Raw genomic sequence first — 14,465 nt, 5'->3', positions numbered from 1 at the left:
CGGCGCTCCACCAGACCCCCACCCCGTACTCCCCAAGGGAAAGGGGGCACGGGCCTGGCAATGCTGTCTACTGAAGCCCTTGCCCCGCCTCCCAAGGAAACGGGCCTGTTTTGACGCCGGGTCGATATGGTACGGAGGAGTGCTGCCGTGGAGGTGCACCGGATCGAGATTCCCACGCCCTATGCGGTGGGCACCGTGAACGCCTACCTGCTTCCCGGCTCGCCCCTGACCCTGGTGGATGCGGGGCCGGGCGTGCCCGGGACCTGGGAGGCCCTGGCCGGGGGCTTGGCCCGGGCGGGTGTGCGGCCGGCCGACCTGGAGCGGCTGGTGCTGACCCACCCCCACCACGACCACGCCGGCCTGGCCCGCCGGGTGCGAGACGCGTCCGGCTGCCGGGTGTTCGCCCATCCGGTGGACCACGCCCGGCTGCGGGACGAGCCCGGCGTGTGGGAGGGGATCGTGGGGTTCCTGGACGAGGTGTGCCGCCGGGCCGGGGTGCCCGAAGGACACCGTCGGGAGCTGCGCCAGAGCATGGAGCGGCTCCACGGCCACGCCCTGCCCCTGGACGAGGTGGAGCCCCTGGACGAGGGCGACGAGGTGTGCACCGATCAGGGGTGCTGGCGGGTGCTCCACACCCCCGGCCACGCCCGGGGGGCGGTGTGCCTGTGGGAGCCCGGGGAGCGGATCCTGATCTCGGGGGACACCCTGATCCCCCACATCAGCTCCAACGCGGTGACCGAGCCCGGTCAGGGGACGTTCCGGACCCGCACCCTGCCGGCCTACGTGGCGAGCCTTCGGCGCATCCGGGAACTGGGGTGCGGCCGGGTCCTGCCCGGCCACGGGGATGCCATGGGCGACCCGACCCGCCTGATCGACGAGCGGCTGGCGTTCCACGAGCGCCGGGCGGCCGACATCCTGCGCCGCATCCCTCCCGGGGGCGCCACCCCCTGGGACCTCGTGCGCGCCCTGTTCCCCGGGGTGGAGCCGGGGTGGGTGTTCCTTGCGGTGAGCGAGGTGATCGGCCACCTGGACCTGCTGGCCGACCAGGGTCGGGTGGAGTGGGAGGGCCAGGAGGACGGTTGGAAGGCGCGAAGGAACGGTGACCAGTGAGCAGTGACGCGTGACGCGTGACAGGTGAGGAGGGGTTCCCCGTCACGCGTCACCCGTCACCTGTCACCGCCGTGTCCGCTCACACCTCCAGCACCTTCAGCAGGTTCGTGGTGCCCGGGGTGTCCACCGGCACGCCGGCGGTCACCACCACCCGGTCGCCGGGGCGGGCCAGGCCCATCCGGAGCACCTGGGCCCGGCAGGCCTCGAACAGGGCGTCGGTGGTGGGGGCGGGCCCCATCACCCCCGGGGTGGTGCCCCAGGTCAGGGCCAGGGCGCCGGTCGTGTGGGGGTCGCTCGATAGGGCCAGCACCGGCACGGGGGGGCGGGTGGCTGCCACCAGCCGGGCCGTGGAGCCGCTGCGGGTCGGGGTGACGATGACCTTGGCGCCCACGTCCCGGGCCACGTGCCAGGTGGCCCGGGCGATGGCCGCGGGCACCCCCTGGGCGGCCAGGGGGCGGCACTCGTCGGCCGGCGGGGCGTCGGCCTCGGCCCGCCGCACGATCCGGGCCATGGTGGCCACCGCCTCCACGGGGTGGTGGCCCATGGCGGTCTCCTCCGACAGCATCACGGCGTCGGTGCCGTCCAGCACGGCGTTGGCCACGTCGGTGACCTCGGCCCGGGTGGGACGGGGGTTGGTCACCATGCTCAGGAGCATCTGGGTGGCCGTGACCACGGGCTTGGCCCGCCGGTTGGCCTCGCGGATCAACCGCTTCTGGATGCCCGGCACCTCCTCGATGGGCATCTCCACGCCCAGGTCGCCCCGGGCCACCATGATGCCGTCGAACGCCTCCAGGATCCCGTCGATGCGGTCGAGGGCCTGGCGCTTCTCCACCTTGGCGATCACCGGCACCCGCACCCCCTCCTCCTCCATGATCCGCCGGGCCGGGTCCAGGTCGGCGGGGCTGCGCACGAACGACAGGGCCACCCAGTCCACCCCCAGCCTCAGGCCGAACCGAAGGTCGTCGGCGTCCTTCTCCGACACCGCGGGCAGGGCGTCGCCCTTGCCCGGAAGGTTCAGGCCCTTGTGGCTGGTGAGCGTGCCGCCCGAGAGCACCCGGGCCCGCACCCTCCCCCCCTCCACGGCGACCACCTCCAGGGGGATCGCGCCGTCGGCCAGGCTGATCCGGTCGCCGGGGGCGAGCTCCTCGGCCAGATGGGGGTAGTTCACGGGCAGGGCCCCCGGCTCGGGGGTCGAGACGAGCACGATCTCCTCTCCGGCGTGGACCACCCGGGGCTTCTCCAGCTCGCCCAGCCGGATCTTGGGGCCGGCCAGGTCCAGCAGCAGGGCCACCGGCCGGCCCACGTCCCGGCCGGCCTCGCGCACGAGCTCGGCCGTGCGGGCGTGGGTGGAGTGGTCACCGTGGCTCATGTTGAGCCGGGCCACGTCCATGCCGGCCTCCACCATGCGCCGCAGCACATCGGGGTCGGCGCTGGCCGGCCCCACGGTGCACACGATCTTCGCCCTTCGCATCGGTTCCTCCGCTGGTTCGGGGAGCAGGCCGTGATAAGGTTTTCTCGCAAAACGGGGAAAACTTACCGTGAACCCCGGGCCCCGTCCAGTCCGGAGGGTGGAATCAAACGAATGGCCGGTTGAGGAAACTTTGTTTGTTTTGGTATGGTGTTTGCAGCTCGGGCCGTGTTCACCCATTCGACGGAGGAGACGCCATGAAGAAGTATTGGAACGAGAAGTTCGAGACCATGCCGGTGGAGCAGCTCCAGGAGTTCCAGGCACAGAAGCTCCGGGAGACCGTGGCCTGGCTGTACGAACGGGTCCCGTTCTACAAACAGAAACTCGACGAGAAGGGGGTGAAGCCCGAGGATATCCGCACCCTGGACGACATCCGTCACCTTCCGTTCACCGTCAAGAACGACCTGCGCGACAACTACCCCTTCGGGCTGTGCGCCGTGCCGATGAAGGACCTGGTGCGGGTGCACGCCTCCTCCGGAACCACCGGCAAGCCCATCACCGGCCCCTACACGGCCGAGGACAAGGCCCAGTGGCAGGAGTGCATGGCCCGGACCCTGTGGGCCCAGGGGGTCCGGCCCGACGACATCTGCCAGAACGCCTACGGCATGGGGCTCTTCACCGGCGGCTTGGGCTTCTACCTGGGGGTCGAGGCCATCGGCTCGTGCCTGGTGCCCACCGGCTCGGGCATGACCGAGCGCCAGATCATGCTCATGCAGGACTTCGGGAGCACGGTGCTGTTCTGCACGCCCACCTACGCCCTGACCATCGCCGAGAAGGCCGACCAGATGGGGGTGGACCTGCGCAAGCTGCCCCTGCGGGTGGGCTCGTTCGGGGCCGAGCCGTGGACCGTGGAGATGCGCAAGGAGATCGAGGAGCGCATGGGCATCACCGCCCACGAGGCCTACGGGCTGACCGAGATGATGGGCCCCGGCGTGGGGTTCTCGTGCGAGGCGTACCGGCTGCACCTGAACGAGGACCACGTGTACCCCGAGATCGTGGACCCCACCACCCTGGAGCCCGTGCCCCTGGGCGAGAAGGGTGAGCTCGTGTTCACGGCGCTGCAGCGCCGGGCCATGCCGCTGCTGCGCTACCGGACCCGCGACATCACGAGCCTGCGGCGGGTCGAGTGTGACTGCGGCCGCACCCTCGTGGTGATGGACAAGATCCTCGGCCGGTCCGACGACATGCTGATCATCTCGGGCGTGAACGTGTTCCCGAGCCAGGTCGAGTCGGTGATCATGGAGTTCGAGGAGATGGAGCCCCTCTACCAGATCCGGGTGTTCAAGAAGGGCCACCTGGACGGCATGAAGGTGGAGGCCGAGGCCAAGCCCGCCGTGTACGCCCAGGGCAAGGAGGCCCTGGAGGAACTGGCCCGTCGGATCAGCGCCCGCATTCACGCCGTGATCGGCATCCACGCGCCCGTGGAGATCGTGCCCCAGGGCAGCATCGCCCGCAGCGAGGGCAAGGCCAAGCGGGTGATCGACGAGCGCAAGAAGTAGACGGCTCGGCCGGCGGCGGCGGGGTTCCCCTTGACCCCGGGGCCGCCGGCCGGCTATGTTCTCCCGCGTCTCCGAGCGGACCGACCTACCGGCCCCAGCGGCCCACGGGCGGTTCGCCGATGGGTCGGGGTGGAAACGCCCCGGCCTCCCGCGTTCGGAAAGGAGACGGGTGACCGGTGTTGTGCGCACCCTCCCCGTCCGACCGCGGGGAGGGTTTTTTGTGTGTTGCCTCCGAGCCGTGGCGCCTACGGGGTCCGTCCTAGGGCGCGCGGCCAACGGGTTCGGCGGGAAACCGCCGGGCCTCCCGTGCTTGGAAAGGAGGCGGTGCGACCGACGGGTCCCGTGCGGGGTCCGCCCGGCATGCCCGCGCCCCCTTTCCAGCCGGAAAGGGGGCGCTTCTCGTTTGGAGGATTCGCCGCTCACCCATCACGGAAAGGAGGAACGAATGCGGCAGGTCGTGGGAGTTCTGGCGGTACTGGCGACCCTGGGGGTGGGGGCCCGGCCCGGGTGGGCCCGGGTCGACCTGCTCGAGCGCCTGGAGCAGAAGGGCATCATCACGGCGGCCGAGCGCAAGGAGCTGGAGGCCCGGCAGGCCCCGGCCGTGCCCGCGGCCCCGAACCACCTGTCCTACCGGAGCCGCGACGGCCGGTTCTCCGGCCGGATCTACGGCTACGGCCAGGTGCGCTACACGTTCCGGGAGCTGGAGGACGCCGAGAACCAGAGCAACTTCTCGGTGCAGCGCACGCGCGTGGGGCTCAAGGGGCACGCGTTCCGCAAGAACCTCGAGTACAAGGTCTACGTGAACGTGTACTCGGGCAACGAGAAGGGCACGGACCTGTTCGATTTCTTCGGGGACTACGCGTTCGCCCCCTGGTTCTCCGTGAAGGCCGGGGCCTACAAGGTGCCCTACGGCGTGCAGTGGAACGTGTCGGCCTCGAAGCTCCAGTTCGTGGAGCGAAGCGGGGTGGACGCCACGTTCCGGTTCGACCGGGACACGGGCGTCACGGTCCACGGTAAGCTGGCCGGTGGGCTGTCTTACGACGCGGGCGTGTTCAACGGCGAGGGACGCAACCGCAACAACTCGGGCGACGGTCACCTGTACGTGGGCCGGGTCGTGTGGGCCCCCATGGGCGGAAGCCCCCTGACCGGGGAGCCGAGCCTGAACCGGCCCGAGCGACCCCAGGTGTTCCTGGCGGCCTCGGTGGCCTACGACGACGACGTGGCGGGCCACACCCGCAAGAACCTGAACGGAAGGCTCGCGGCCCTGGGCACGAGCGACGTGGTGAGCGTGGGGGGATTCGCGGGGGTGGCGTACCGGGGGTTCTCGCTCCGGGCCGAGGGCCACCGCCGCCGGATCGACCCCAAGGCCGACGGCGTGGACGACGAGACCGCCACGGGCCTGTACGTGCAGGGGGGCGCCCTGGTGTGGAGGGACGTGGTGGAGATGGCCGGCCGGTACGAGTTCTTCGACCCGAACACGGACGCCTCCGACGACCTGACCCAGTCCTACGGGGTGGCCCTGAACGCCTTCTTCAACGGCCACCGCAACAAGATCCAGGCCGACTGGTTCCGGATCCGCGCCCAGGACGGGCCGGGCTCGGCCACGACCGAGGATCGGTTCCGGGTCCAGTACCAGGTGGCGTTCTGACTTCCGCTAGGACGCTAGGAGGCTGGGAGGCTAGGACGCTTGAAACCTCCAGAATTCCCATACGTTCTAGTCTCTAGTTTCTAGTCTCTAGTCTCTAGCTCCCCCCGGACCAACGGGGGTGCCCCTTCGCGTTGTAGGGCCCCGCATGGGCCTGATGAAGCTTCCAGCAGCAAGAAAGGAGAAAACCATGCGAGACCGTCGATGGATCCGTTCCTGGAGCGGGCTGGTGCTGGCCCTGGCTCTGGTCGCCGGCTGGGTCGGCTCGGCCGGCGCCGAGTGCCGCATCCGGATGTCCACCACCACCAGCACCGAGAACTCGGGGCTCCTGGCCCGGCTGCTGCCCCCCTTCGAGGAGACCTGGGGGTGCAAGGTGGACGTGATCGCAGTGGGCACCGGCAAGGCCCTGCGGTTGGGAGCCAACGGCGACGTGGACGTGGTGCTGGTGCACGCCCGGCCGGCCGAGGACAAGTTCGTGGCCGACGGCTACGGCGTGAACCGGCGTGACGTGATGCACAACGACTTCGTGGTGCTGGGGCCGGCCGACGACCCGGCCGGCGTGCGGGGCTCGGGCTCGGCCGCCGAGGCCCTTCGCCGGATCGCCAGGGCCGAGGCCTCGTTCGTGTCGCGGGGCGACGACTCGGGCACCCACAAGAAGGAGAAGGCCCTTTGGGCCGCGGCCGGCCTCGAGCCTGGTGGGGCTTGGTACAAGGAGGCCGGCCAGGGCATGGGCGCGGTGCTGCGCATGGCCGACGAGCTCGGGGCCTACACCCTGTCGGATCGGGGCACGTACCTCGCGTTTCGGGAGAAGATGGGCCTTCGGATCGTGTACGAGGGCGATCCGGCCCTGGCCAACCCCTACGGCATCATCGCGGTGAACCCGGCCCGGTACCCGGACGCCAACTACGAGGGCGCCATGTGTCTCATCGGGTACATCACCGGGCCCCGGGGGCAGCGGATCATCAAGCGGTTCAAGAAGGGCGGGGAGCAGCTGTTCTTCCCCGACGCCATCCCGAACCCGTAGCCGCCCCTGGGGCCTTCACCACGCGCCGAGCCGCCGGTACGCCTCGTACACCACCACCCCCACGGCCGTGGAGAGGTTGAGGCTCCGCACCCGGCCCCAGATCGGAATCCGGAACACCTGGGACGCGTTTCGTTCGAGCAGGTCCGGCGGAAGCCCCCGGCTCTCGGGTCCGAACACCAGCCGGCATCCGGGGGCGAACGGGGCCCGGTCGTAGGGTCGGCCGCTCCGGGCCGAGAAGTAGAACACCGGGCCGGAGCCGCTGGCCGCCAGGGCGGCCCCCAGGCTCGGGTGCTCGCGCACCGACACGTGGGGCCAGTAGTCCAGCCCGGCCCGCTTGAGGTGGCGGTCGTCCGTGGAGAACCCCAGGGGGTGGACCAGGTGGAGGTGGGTCCGGGTGGCCGCGCACAGCCGGGCGATGTTGCCGGTGTTGGGGGGGATCTCGGGCTCCACCAGGACCACGTGGAGGGCAACCGGGCTCACGGCCTGCCCTCCATCCACCGGGCCAGGTGCCGGCCGGTGGGCCCCAGGGCCCGCTGGGCCACGTCGGCCGGGGGGCCCGCGTCCACCAGCCGGCCCCCTTCGTCGCCCCCACCGGGCCCCAGGTCGATGACCCAGTCGGCCCGGGCGATGAACTCCAGGTTGTGCTCCACGGCCACCACCGTGTTCCCCTCGGCCACCAGATCCCGGAGCACCGCGAGCAGCCGGTCCTGATCGTCGGCGTGCAGCCCCGTGGTGGGCTCGTCCAGCAGGTAGACCAGGTTGCGGGGCCGGCGCCGGGCCAGGAGCTCCGAGGCGATCTTGAGGCGCTGGGCCTCGCCGCCCGACAGGGTGGGCGCGGGCTGCCCCAGCACCAGGTACCCCAGGCCCAGGCGTTGCAGCGTGGCGAACACCCGGGCCAGCGCGGCGTGGTCGGCGAACACCTCGGCCGCGTCGTCCACGCTGAGGCCCAGCACGTCGTGAATGGTTAGGCCCCGGTATCGAACGGCCAGCACCCGGGGCCGGAACCTTCGGCCGTCGCACTCCGGGCACGGCACGAAAAGGTCCTCGAACAGGTACATCTCGAGCTTCTCGTACCCCGTGCCCCCGCAGCGCTCGCACCGCCCCCCCTTCACGTTGAACGAGAAGTGGGCCGGCCCCAGCCCCAGCCGGCGGGCAGCGGGGAGGCCCGCGAACAGGTCCCGCACCGCCTTGTAGGCCCCCACGTAGGTCAGGGGGATCGACCGCGGGGTGCGGCCCATGGGCGACTGGTCCACCAGCCGGACCCCCTCCACGGGCGGATCGGGGGGCAGCACGAGGCGGGCCGGTCCCCGAACCCCCTTCGACTCCAGCAGCGGCCTCAGGGTGTCGGCCACGAGGGTGGACTTCCCGGACCCGGACACCCCGGTCACGCACACCAGGACCCCCAGGGGGACCGAGACCTCGAGATCCCTCAGGTTGTGGAGCCGGCATCCCTCCAGGGTCAGGAACCCGCGGGGACGTCTCGGCTCGGCAGGGGGCCGGCCGCCGGCGCGCCGGGCCAGGTGCCGGCCGGTGGGGGTGTCGGCCCGGGCGAGCTCCCGCGGCGGACCCTGGAACACGATCCGGCCGCCCCGGCGACCCCCTCCCGGGCCCATCTCGATCGTCCAGTCGGCCCGGCGGATCAGGGAGAGGTCGTGCTCCACCACGATCACGGTGTTGCCCCGGCCGGTCAGTTCCCGGAGCACCTCGCCCAGCACGTCCACGTCCCGGGCGTGCAGGCCCACGGTGGGCTCGTCCAGCACGTAGGTGGTGCCGGTCAGGTGGTTCTGGAGCTGCAGGGCCAGGGCGGCCCGCTGGGCCTCGCCGCCCGACAGGGTGCGGGTGGGGCGGTCCATCGTGAGGTAGTGGAGCCCCAGCCTGACCAGGGTGCCGATCCGGTCCTCGATGCGCCACAGCACGGCCTGGCCCCGGGGGCCCACGACCGGGCCCAGGCCCCGTACCCACCGGCCCAGCGCGGCCAGGTCCATCCGGCTCGCGTCGGCGATGGTCCGACCGTCCACGGTCACGGCCAGGGCGGCGGGCCCGAGGCGGGCCCCGCCGCAGTCGGGGCAGGTGCGGGGGCTCCGGTACCGGGCCAGGAACACCCGCACGTGCATCTTGTAACGCTTGCCCTCCAGGTACTCGAAGAACTCCCGGATCCCCTCGAACCCCGAGCCGCCCTCCCACACGAGCCGCCGGACCTCGGGACCCAGCTCCGCCCACGGGGTGTCCAGGGGAACCCCGGCCGCCGGGCCGTGCCGCACGAGCTGGTCCTGCCACCACCGGTTGGCCGGGGTCTGCCACGGCTCCACCGCGCCTTGGCGCAGCGTTTTGCCGGGGTCGGGCACCACCTTGGTCTCGTCCCACTCCAGCACCGCGCCGAACCCGGTGCAGGTGGGGCACGCCCCCAGGGGGTGGTTGAAGCTGAACAGCACGGGCCGCGGCACCGGCAGATCGAGGTCGCACCGGTCGCACCGCCGCAGGGCGCTGAACCGCGCGGGCACGCCGTCGTCTCCGGTCACGCACACCAGGCCCCCGCCCAGGGAGAACCCCTGCTCCAGGGCCGAGACGATCCGGGAGCGGCGGGACGGCTCCAACACGATCCGGTCCAGGACCAAGGCGCCGCCGGCCGGGGGGAGCCGGGGCAGGTCCGGCTCGTCCAGGGGCCGGATCCGGCCTTCGACCCGCGCCCGGGCGAACCCCCGGGCCGACAGGTTCCGGGCCCACCCCTCCCGCGGCAGCCAGGTCAGGCGATCCAGGGGCACCTCCACCGTCACCCTCTGCCCGCCCCGGGCCTCCAGCAGGTGCAGGGCCAGGGCCTCGGGGCTCCAGGCCCGGCCCGGCTCGCCGCACCGGGGGCACCGCACCCGGCCGGCCGCGGCGTAGAGCAGCCGGAACAGGTCGTAGAGCTCGGTGGCCGTGCCCAAGGTCGAGCGGGCCGTGCGCACGGGGTTGCGTTGCTCCAGGGCCACGGCCGGCCGCACGTTGTCCATGGCGTCCACGGCCGGCCGCACGCCCTTCTCCGAGAGGAGCCGGGCGTAGGCCGGCAGCGACTCCAGGAACCGCCACTGGCCTTCGGCGAACACCGTGTCGAAGGCGAGGCTCGACTTGCCCGAACCGGACACCCCGGTGATCACCACGAACCGGTCGTGGGGGATCTCGAGGGTCAGGTCCCGCAGGTTGTTCTGGCGGGCTCCGACGATGCGGAGAGAGGGGGCGTGAGGTCGTTCCATGGGAACCGGAATTATGCGGGCCGGCGCGGGGCGGCACAAGGACTGCGCGGTCGGTGGACGGCCCGTGGGTTCCTCGGTAGAATGCCGGGCCGTTCCCGGTGGTTGGCGAGCCTAAGGGAGGCCCGGCCCATGGATCAGGACTACTCCAAGCGCTTTTACGAGAAGGTCGCGCCGGTATACGACTGGGTGTTCGGTAAGACCATGGACGAGGGACGGCGCGAGGCGGCCCGGCGGGTTCGCCCCGGCGAGCGGGTGCTCGAGGTGGGGGTGGGTACCGGTCTCGGCCTGCGCCACTATCCGTCGGGGTGCGAGGTGCTGGGCATCGACATCTGCCCTCGCATGATCCGCAAGGCCCGGTGGCGGGCCCTGGTGAACGGCAACGGCTCGCGGATCCTGCTGCGGTGCATGGACGCCACCGCCCTCGAGCTGCCGGACGAGTCCTTCGACGTGGTGGTGGCGCCCTACGTGATCACCACCGTGGGCGACCCGGCGCGGCTGTGCCGGGAGATGCGGCGGGTGTGCCGGCGGGGGGGGCGGGTGGTGGTGGTGAGCAACACCCGGGAGCACGGTGCCTGGGGGGCCGTCAAGTGCAGGCTTTCGCCGGTGATGGAACGGGTGGGGTTCTGCACCGACCTGGACGTGCCCTCGGTGCTCGAGGAGGCCGGGCTGCGGATCGAGGAGGCCCGGCGGGTGAACCTGGGGGTTCACAAGCTGTTCGTGGCCCGCAAGCCGCATCAGACCACCGCCTGAACCCCCGCCCGCCCCGGGTGAACCCGATGGCACGGGTCAAGCCCGCCGGCGGGCGGGCCGAAAGAAGAAGGGGTTGCCGTGGTGCGGGGTGGGGGCCTGGTTCCGGCCGGGCGCGAGTGCAGCGTCCGATCGCCGCGCCTTCTCATGCCGTTGCCCCGCCGACGATCCGGGCGGCGATAACGGGACCCCCGGAATCCGGTGGCGACCCAGACATTCGGGGGCGCGGCGAGCCAAGGGGCCGCGCCCGGCACTCCACCAGGCCCCCACCCCGCACTCCCCGAAGAAAGTGGTGCGAGTCGGGCAATGCCGTCGTTGGGAGCGGTAGCGGGGGGGTGCCGGCGACTCCGGAGCCGCCCATCGGGCCGAAGGCCCGAACGTACTGGAGATCGGCCGGATCGGCGTGGCCGGGAGGAGGATCGCGGCGATGAAGGGGTGGATGGCACGCGTCGGCATCGCTCTGGTGCTCTTGGGGGCTGGGGTCGTGGTCGCCCGGGCCGGCGTCAACGAGCTCCTGCGGCTGTGGATCCCGTCGTCCTTGGAGTTCTGCGGGGAGCCGGTTCCCCTGGACCGGGCCGACGTGAAGGAGCGGCTGGACCTGGAGTTGGTGGTGGCCCTGGGGGATCCCGTCAGCGCCGCCCTGTGGTTCAAGCGGGCTCCTCGGTACCTGCCCGCCGTGGAGGCGGCCCTGGATGCCGAGGGGCTGCCCCAGGACCTCAAGTACATCGCCGTGATCGAGAGCAACCTGCGGCCCGAGGCGGTGAGCTCGGCCGGGGCCGTGGGGGCGTGGCAGTTCGTGCGGGCCACCGGCCGGCTCTACGGCCTGCAGCGCCGAAAGGGGTGCGACGACCGTCGCGACTGGGAGAAGTCCACCCGGGCCGCCCTGGCCCACCTGCGGGATCTGCGCGACGCGTTCGGCTCGTGGCCCCTGGCCCTGGCCGCGTACAACGCCGGCCGCAGGAGGGTGGCCGACGCCATGGAGAGCCAGGGCGAGTCCTCCTTCTACGACCTTCGTCTGCCCCGCGAGACCGAGCGGTACGTGTTCCGGGCCATGGCCGCCAAGCTCATCCTCGAACATCCCGATCGCTACGGCATCGACCTCGAGGGGGCCCGAACCTGGTCGGCCTGGGACACCCGCAAGGTCACCCTGCGGGTCGACCGGCGTCGGCTGCCCGTGGAGGCGGTGGCCCGGGCCGCGGGCCTGGGGTTCCGCCGGCTCGTGGAGCTGAACCCCTGGATCGTGGGAACCGAGCTGGGCAAGGGGACCTACCAGGTGACCGTGCCGGCCGCCGAGGCTCCGGAGTTTGCGGGCCGGCTGGCCCGGTGGGAGGCCGAGCACCCCGAACCCCGGCGGATCTACCACCGGGTGCGGCGGGGCGACACCCTCACCGCCATCGCCCGGCGCTATGGAATCACCGTGGGGCAGATCTGCGAGTGGAACGGCATCAGCCGCCGGTCCACCATCTACCCCGGCCAGACCCTGGTCCTGCTCCTGACGGATTGAGGCTCCGGCAGGCCGCGACGCGGCCGGCCGGCGAAAACGCGATCTGCACCGATCCACGCGTCGTCTCGGGGCTGGGGCATGGAGCCTGCTTCCGGCCGGACGCGGCTCGAACTCCGCCGCCCCACCCCCTCACGCCGTGCCGAAGCCCTGGGAGAGCAGGTGGGGGTCGATGCCCAGGAGCCGGATGGCGCGCTCCCAACGGTCCTCGGCGGGGGTACGGAACAGCAGGTCCGCCTCGGCCGGCACGACGAGCCAGTCGTTGCGGGCGATCTCCCCCTCCAGTTGGTCCGGCGCCCATCCGGCGTACCCCAGGAAGAACAGGAACCGCTCCGGCCCCTCCTCCCGGGCGATGTCCCGCAGGATCTCCAGGGACGTGCCCAGCCTCAGACCGTCCAGCACCTCCAGCGAGCCCTCGTAGTCGGGGCCCTCGTACAGCACGAACCCCATCTCGGGCTGGACCGGCCCGCCGTAGTGGATGGGCTCGTCGGCTCCGCCCTCGCCCTCGATGTCCTGGCCCTCGTAGATCTGGCCCAGCAGGAAGGGGGTCGGCCGGTTGATCACCAACCCCAGGGCCCCTTCCTCGGTGTGCTCGCACACCAGGACCACGGTGCGTTCGAAGTTGGGATCGGTGAGTTGGGGCATAGCCACCAGGAAGTGGCCTTTGAGGATCGTGCGGTCGATGGGGCACCTCGCTCGGCGTGACGGCTCAGTCCGCGCCGGGTTCGTAGGGCATGCAGAAGATGCAGGGGGTGTACCCGGCCGCGTACGCCTCTTCCTTCGTGCGGAAGGTCACCGTGTTGTGGGCCCACTCGATGGCGTGCACGGCGCAGCTGGGCTTCTCGTTGGCCAGATCGTGGACGTGGCGTTTCCGGTTGGGGTTTGCATCGCCCACGTACCGGGTGGGATAGTTTCGCCTGCGTTGCATGGACGGCCTCCCTCGAGAAACGAACGCGTCGAAGAGGCGTCAAAGCTAGCAACCCCCTTCACCGCGGTCAAGGGCCCGCACGCGGAGGTGCCACGATGAGAAATCCCACCCACCGTTCCCACAGGGCAGGGCGGGGGGCGCTGCCGGGAGTCCTCGTCCTCGTGCTCGGCGTGTCGGCGGCCTGGGGGCAGGAGTACCTGATCCGCCAACCCACCGAGCCGTCGTCCCAGCCGGTTCACCTGACCCAGCCCGTGGAGGGGGCGGTCGAGGTGACGAACCTGCCGCCGGTGCAGGACGTGCGCGTGACCGGGGGAACCTTGGACGGCCCGGTCACGGTGCAGGGCACGGTGGAGGTGCGGGCGAGCACCCCCCTGCCGGTGGAGGTGACCAACCCGGCTCCGACGCCCGCTGGCCCGGTGGAGGTGGAGGGCACGGTGACCGTGGACGACCGCGTGCCGGTGCGCGTGGTCGTGACCAACCCGCCGAGCCCGCCCCCGGCCAAGCCCGAGGAGCGGTTCGCCGTGTTCTCGTTCCGGGGGGTGTTCGGGGGGAACCGGGGCGTGGTGCGGGAGACGTTCTCCCCGCCCGAGGGCATGGTGTTCCGCGCCACGGGGGTGACCTTGGACTGCCGGGCCGATGCGTTCCTGCGCCTACGGCTCCTGGCCGACGCGCGGGCGGTGGTCGGCCAGGTGGTGGGGGGCGGGCCGGTGCCCTTGTTCCTGCTGGACTCCCGGGTGGCGCCCACCGCCTCCCTGGGGCGACCCGTGCCCTTGCGCGGGCCGTTCGTCGTGGAGGTGGAGGCCCCCAAGGGGCTCGGGGCGCCGTTCACCGCCGTGGTCACCGGGTACCTGTCGGCCCGGTGACCCGCCCGGGGGGCCGGGGATGGCCCCCCCGGATCAGACGGCTTCCAGAAGCTTCTTGCGGATCAGCTCCACGATCTCGTCGATCGCCTGGCGCACCCGGCGGTCCGCCAGGATGATCTCCCGCAGCTCCTGGGCCTCGTGGCTCTCGGGCTCGATCCCTTCCTCGATGCGCCGGCGGGCTCCCACCGGCGTCATGCCCTTTTGGTTCACGTAGTAGTCGAGCTTGCGGATGCGCTCGACGCACACTTCGGTGAACCGCCTCTGCCCGCCGGGGGTCCGGTGGGGCGCGAGGAACCCGGGCAGCTTCCGGTCCCACAGGCGGATGGTGTGGGCGGGCACGTCCGTGAGCTCCGAGACTTCCTTGATGGAATACAGGGGGCCGTCCTCGTGGGGGGCGACCGGGGGTCCTTCCTGTGCCTCCATGGCCAGACTCTCTCCGTTGGGGGTGAA

General features: G+C 71.8%; 13 protein-coding genes and 2 riboswitches. Of the genes, 7 read left to right on the top strand and 6 right to left on the bottom strand.

The window, feature by feature from the left end:
* Positions 1–147 precede the first annotated feature (147 nt).
* The gene (locus DEFCA_RS0110720; RefSeq protein ID WP_025323015.1) at positions 148–1,110 is read left to right on the top strand and encodes an MBL fold metallo-hydrolase; all 963 of its coding nucleotides are present in this window, start codon (positions 148–150) and stop codon (positions 1,108–1,110) included.
* A gap of 79 nt (positions 1,111–1,189) precedes the next feature.
* Here the strand turns inward: DEFCA_RS0110720 and pyk are convergent, their stop codons facing one another.
* Positions 1,190–2,581 (bottom strand): pyruvate kinase, encoded by a 1,392-nt coding sequence (pyk, locus tag DEFCA_RS0110715; protein WP_025323014.1) that lies wholly within the window; start codon positions 2,579–2,581, stop codon positions 1,190–1,192.
* Positions 2,582–2,775: 194 nt separating this feature from the next.
* On the opposite strand from pyk, the gene DEFCA_RS0110710 reads away from it, so the two are divergent.
* The 3 genes from DEFCA_RS0110710 to DEFCA_RS0110700 all read left to right on the top strand — a co-directional run bounded on the left by DEFCA_RS0110710 (position 2,776) and on the right by DEFCA_RS0110700 (position 6,746).
* Positions 2,776–4,077 carry a phenylacetate--CoA ligase family protein gene (locus tag DEFCA_RS0110710; protein ID WP_025323013.1) on the top strand — a complete coding sequence of 434 codons (1,302 nt, stop codon included), beginning with the start codon at positions 2,776–2,778 and terminating at the stop codon, positions 4,075–4,077.
* Between the two features lie 57 nt (positions 4,078–4,134).
* Positions 4,135–4,258, top strand: a riboswitch (molybdenum cofactor riboswitch).
* 36 nt (positions 4,259–4,294) lie between these two features.
* A riboswitch (molybdenum cofactor riboswitch) is annotated at positions 4,295–4,412 on the top strand.
* 110 nt (positions 4,413–4,522) lie between these two features.
* Positions 4,523–5,725, top strand: coding sequence for a porin (locus DEFCA_RS0110705; RefSeq protein WP_025323012.1), 1,203 nt, complete (start codon positions 4,523–4,525; stop codon positions 5,723–5,725).
* A 187-nt stretch (positions 5,726–5,912) separates the two neighbouring features.
* Complete coding sequence (locus DEFCA_RS0110700; RefSeq protein ID WP_084319095.1) at positions 5,913–6,746, top strand: substrate-binding domain-containing protein; 834 nt, start codon at positions 5,913–5,915, stop codon at positions 6,744–6,746.
* A 15-nt stretch (positions 6,747–6,761) separates the two neighbouring features.
* Here DEFCA_RS0110700 and DEFCA_RS0110695 read toward each other — a convergent pair whose 3' ends face one another.
* Positions 6,762–7,226: a tRNA (cytidine(34)-2'-O)-methyltransferase gene (locus DEFCA_RS0110695; protein WP_025323010.1), complete on the bottom strand. Its 465-nt coding sequence runs from the start codon at positions 7,224–7,226 to the stop codon at positions 6,762–6,764.
* On the bottom strand, positions 7,223–9,976 hold the full coding sequence (gene uvrA, locus DEFCA_RS0110690) for an excinuclease ABC subunit UvrA (RefSeq protein ID WP_025323009.1): 2,754 nt from the start codon (positions 9,974–9,976) through the stop codon (positions 7,223–7,225). The genes DEFCA_RS0110695 and uvrA overlap by 4 nt, the downstream gene beginning before the upstream one ends.
* A gap of 129 nt (positions 9,977–10,105) precedes the next feature.
* Between uvrA and DEFCA_RS0110685 the strand changes: the two genes are divergently transcribed.
* Together DEFCA_RS0110685 and DEFCA_RS0110680 are read left to right on the top strand one after the other, a co-directional pair.
* The gene (locus tag DEFCA_RS0110685) at positions 10,106–10,726 is read left to right on the top strand and encodes a class I SAM-dependent methyltransferase (protein WP_025323008.1); all 621 of its coding nucleotides are present in this window, start codon (positions 10,106–10,108) and stop codon (positions 10,724–10,726) included.
* A gap of 424 nt (positions 10,727–11,150) precedes the next feature.
* Positions 11,151–12,227, top strand: coding sequence for a lytic transglycosylase domain-containing protein (locus DEFCA_RS0110680; RefSeq protein ID WP_025323007.1), 1,077 nt, complete (start codon positions 11,151–11,153; stop codon positions 12,225–12,227).
* Positions 12,228–12,356: 129 nt separating this feature from the next.
* Here DEFCA_RS0110680 and DEFCA_RS0110675 read toward each other — a convergent pair whose 3' ends face one another.
* Complete coding sequence (locus DEFCA_RS0110675; RefSeq protein ID WP_025323006.1) at positions 12,357–12,869, bottom strand: YqgE/AlgH family protein; 513 nt, start codon at positions 12,867–12,869, stop codon at positions 12,357–12,359.
* A 64-nt stretch (positions 12,870–12,933) separates the two neighbouring features.
* Entirely contained in the window at positions 12,934–13,152 is a 219-nt protein-coding gene (locus DEFCA_RS0110670) for an Ada metal-binding domain-containing protein (RefSeq protein ID WP_025323005.1), read from the bottom strand.
* Positions 13,153–13,247: 95 nt separating this feature from the next.
* Between DEFCA_RS0110670 and DEFCA_RS0110665 the strand changes: the two genes are divergently transcribed.
* Complete coding sequence (locus DEFCA_RS0110665) at positions 13,248–14,015, top strand: hypothetical protein (protein WP_169709548.1); 768 nt, start codon at positions 13,248–13,250, stop codon at positions 14,013–14,015.
* A 33-nt stretch (positions 14,016–14,048) separates the two neighbouring features.
* On the opposite strand, the gene DEFCA_RS0110660 is transcribed toward DEFCA_RS0110665, so the two are convergent.
* Entirely contained in the window at positions 14,049–14,438 is a 390-nt protein-coding gene (locus DEFCA_RS0110660) for a MerR family transcriptional regulator (protein WP_025323003.1), read from the bottom strand.
* Between the last annotated feature and the right edge of the window lie 27 nt (positions 14,439–14,465).

The organism is Deferrisoma camini S3R1 (assembly GCF_000526155.1).
GTDB classification, from domain to species: domain Bacteria; phylum Desulfobacterota; class Deferrisomatia; order Deferrisomatales; family Deferrisomataceae; genus Deferrisoma; species Deferrisoma camini.
This window is presented reverse-complemented; position numbering and strand designations above follow the sequence as displayed.